Annotated in this window: 1 protein-coding gene and 1 pseudogene; both read left to right on the top strand. The window is 51.1% G+C overall.

The annotated features are described in order from the left end of the window. Window positions 1-593 (top strand): transposase (locus PAT3040_RS25075; protein WP_181376822.1); only part of this gene is annotated, 593 nt, incomplete at its 5' end. A gap of 561 nt (window positions 594-1,154) precedes the next feature. Then, a pseudogene (locus PAT3040_RS25070) lies at window positions 1,155-2,791 on the top strand (GxGYxYP domain-containing protein); the annotation flags it as partial.

The following is a 2,791-nucleotide window of genomic DNA, read 5'->3' as shown; positions in this document are numbered from 1 at the left end:
AGATCGATTTCGTCATTCGTCTTGCGAATCATCACTACGCCGAGGTTCAAAGCGAAAGACCACGAACAGGGGAGCAGTCTAGCGTCGTTCGCGATGCCGTGGTTATTCTCGGTAACCAGCCTAAAACAAAAATGAAAACTCCACTGCGCCTCATTGAGTTCTACGATGATCAAGATCGGTTTTATCGGATCGCGACAACCAAACATGATCTGCCTGCAGAAGAACTGATGGATGTATACCGCAATCGTTGGCTGATTGAACTGTTTTTTAAATGGCTGAAGCAACATCTGAAATTCGCCAAACTCTACAGCTACCAACCGGATGCGGTATGGAATCACATTTATTTGGCGCTAGTAGGTTACGGATTATCGTATCTGGTGAAACGTGAGCTCGACACGACGCATTCAACGTGGGATATTCTCCGACTCATTCGCTTATATGCGACGAAGAGATGGTCGGCCTTTCTGAAAGAAGTACACAGAATCCCGAATGCCTGCAAGGTAACCAAACGAAAGACAGGTCCACCTAAGCTGCAAGAAGCCACGGAAACACCTGGCGTGCAAATTCAACAGCCCAAGAAAAGAAAGAGGTAATTTTTTTTGGAAAGGTAGCCTACGCTTAGGTGGGCTTGTCTTTTAATTGCAGGCAACGAAAAACTTTGTGAATTTCAGCACGTTGTTTAGTTGCGATGCGAGCATGGGAACATTAATGCAACGCTAGTGGAGGATTTCCCTCTAAAGCGCAAGCAAGGGCGGAGATGGGGCCATTAGAGGGCGTTTTTCCTTTTATTTGAGAGAAGGGTGCTCTAACGGACAGGAGCGGCTCTATAGGGGCTTAATAGAATATAGCCAAAAGCGGCTCGAATGGAGCATATAAGGCCGCGTGTGTCCGTTAGATTTTAGAAACATCATCGAATCAAAGCGCCGCCCCTGTCCGTTAGAAGGACAGCCTTGCACAACGGAACGAACGAATCACCCTGCCCATCCGGCGCAGTAAAGCAAATTCTGTTCCCTTTTGCTCCTCCCTTTACGACTTTGTTAAAAATTAAATCGACTCTGTAGAATAATGAATGGCATATTGCAAGGGGGTATAGTAATTTTAAATGCGAGCAATATAAAGCGCTTACACAATAGAGAGACGAAAGGAGTATTTACATGAAAAAAAGATTCGGAACGTTATTATTAGTGATTGCGTTGTTGGTATCGAACTTGACGGGGATCAGACTGCCGGCCGCGGAGGCGGCTCCATCGCCGCCAACGGTGTATGTCTTTGATTTGAAATCATTTATCGCCGAAAAGGAAGTGTTGAGCCAGAAGGTAGCCTACGACTATCTCAAGCTCGCAACTGCTTTGCAAGGCATTATGAATCGCGAACGGCCGCAAATCTATTTCTACTACGAAAGCAATTCGATCGCTACGCAAGCCGGTGTGGAAACGGATAAATATTGGCTGGAGAAGCTGACGGCTTCAAATCGGCTTCTGGACGACTACGAGTTGGACGACTCCTTGAGCTTTGCGCAGCTTCTGGATCTATTCCTCCCATCCGTGGAAGGAGCCGTTGTGTGGGACGAAAACGTGCCGGCTACCGCAAACGTCGCTTCAACGGTAGCGGGGGCCGAAAACCTGCTGCCCGTGCGTTACGACCTATCGCCTGACAGCTTGTACACGGATATCGTCGTTAACCGCAACACGGAAGTGGTCGTGGACCTTAACGGCAAATTCAGCGGAACGGGCCAGATCCCGGATATTGGCCGCGAAAGTACGGGAAGCGCCAAGAACGATGCTTATCTGTGGGCCAAGGCCATCTATCTGGATACGAATAGGACGAATCCGTTGTTGATGGTTAATGCGCTTGACGGCATCTCATGGAACTTCAATGAAGGCTCGACGCCTTATAGCGCGAAGGTCATCTCCGCTTATATTCCTCGGAAGATTGCCGCTGGCCAAACTGCCATGATATCGTTGACGGTCAAGAACACGGGAACCGCCGCGTGGAATGCCGACGACATGTATCGGTTAGGCTCCAAGTCCTTGAATTCCATCACATGGACGGGTTTTCCGGATGGCGGAGCGAGCTCTGCTCCCGATGGCAGCCAACGCGTTTTCCTAAATGCCGCGGATCAAATCGGACCGGGAGAGACCAAGCAGTTCCGATTCTCGTTGCAAGCTCCTGCCAGCGTTGGAGAGGTCGTATTTAACGCCAACGTGGTGAGGGACGGAGTCACATGGATGTCGGGATCGGGCATCACCCAAAACATCGAAATCGTGGATCGGGCGGACATGGAAGGCGATCGAACGCCTGCAACGATCGAAGACGCCCCGCCGGTTCCCACCGACGAGGGCAGCCTGATCGCAAGGCTAATCGAAGAAAATCTGCCGGATGTTATGCAGCCCGGGGCGATACTGCCCGTGACAATCGAGCTGGAAAACACGGGAACGCATGTGTGGTCCGAGTCGCTCCTGACGCGGTTTGCCCCGACGGACAACAATCATTTTCAGTGGGGCGCGCTAAACGGAGGGTATGCAATTGGAACCAACAACGCCAGAATATTCATGGATGGCGTAACGGAAACGAATGGGACGTATGCCTTCAGCTTTACGATTCAGGCGCCGGCAGCCGAAGGGACGCACACGTTCCAGGCCCAGATGATTCGAGACGGAGTAGCCCGATTCGGACCGACAATTACCAAGTCGATCGTTGTGGGGAAACCCAGTCCAATCGATCCTCCCGATGATCCCGATCGAACGCCGCCGATAACGGTAGAGACGCAGCCGGGCGCCCTAAGCGAAGG

It is taken from the genome of Paenibacillus agaridevorans (assembly GCF_003112455.1).
In the GTDB taxonomy this organism is placed as follows: domain Bacteria; phylum Bacillota; class Bacilli; order Paenibacillales; family Paenibacillaceae; genus Pristimantibacillus; species Pristimantibacillus agaridevorans.
Note: the sequence above shows the minus strand (reverse complement) of the source record. Positions and strands in the feature narration are given on the sequence as shown.